Raw genomic sequence first — 1009 nt, 5'->3', positions numbered from 1 at the left:
GAGCCTGTCAAATCTTTTGTGTAAGTGTTGGGAATTGGTTAGAGGTGGGGGTTGATTCGGTCGGGGTAAATCATCACGAGCTGGCTGAGGGCTTGCTTCCAATTCGTGGTGACTTGGCCTTCGACGAGGCGGCCTTCGGCGTTGCGTTTGACGCCTGCGGCTCGACCTCGTTCCTTGGCTCGGTCGCGGGCTCGCTTGTCTTCGATGTTGCAGATGGCCAACCAGAGCATCTTGATGACGGCGTCGTCGTTGGGGAAGTGGCCACGATTCTTAGTTACTTTCCGCAGCTGAAAATTCAATGATTCGATGCTGTTCGTCGTGTAAATCACCCGCCTCAGCTCGGGCGGAAACGCGAGGAACGGGGTGAAACGTTCCCAGGCATCTTCGAACGTTTTGACGGCCGTGGGGTATTTCACGCCCCGCGGCGACGCCGCGAACTCGGTCAGGGCGTCCCAAGCCGTCTCGGCGTCAGCGGCGGTATAGATCGGCTTGAGCGCGGCCGCGACGGCCCGGCGATCGTTGTAGCCGACGAACCGTAACGCCGCCCGCAGCAGGTGCACGACACACGTCTGAACGGTCGCTTGCGGCCAGGTCGTTTCGATCGCCTCGGGGAACCCGGTCAAGCCATCGCAGCAGACGATGAGGACGTCCTTCACGCCGCGGTTGGCCAGCTGCGCGCAGACACTGGCCCAGAATTTGGCACCCTCGGTATCCTGCACCCAGATGCCCAACACATGCTTGATGCCGTCCATGTCGACGCCGACAGCGATGTGCGCGGCCTTGTTGCGCACGTGCCCGCCGTCCCGAACTTTGACGATCAGCGCGTCCAGATAGATCACCGGGTAGAGCGCCTCCAGCGGGCGGCGCTGCCATTCCAGGACCGCGTCAAGGACCGCGTCAGTGATCTTCGAGATCGTCTCGTGGGACAGCTCGGTGCCGATCGTGGAGACGAGGTGGTGCTGGATATCGCGCACCGTCATCCCGCCGGCATAAAGCGAGATGATCATGT

Annotated in this window: 1 protein-coding gene; it reads right to left on the bottom strand. The window is 61.4% G+C overall.

Annotation, left to right across the window (positions count from 1 at the left end):
• Positions 1 to 38: 38 nt before the first annotated feature.
• Positions 39 to 1009: IS256 family transposase (locus E3O45_RS07890; RefSeq protein ID WP_134442904.1), on the bottom strand; the 971-nt coding region annotated here is incomplete at its 5' end.

It is taken from the genome of Cryobacterium sp. TMS1-20-1 (assembly GCF_004402355.1).
Lineage (GTDB): Bacteria > Actinomycetota > Actinomycetes > Actinomycetales > Microbacteriaceae > Cryobacterium > Cryobacterium levicorallinum.
The sequence above is the reverse complement of the archived record's forward strand: the minus strand, read 5'-3'. Positions and strand labels throughout refer to the sequence as shown.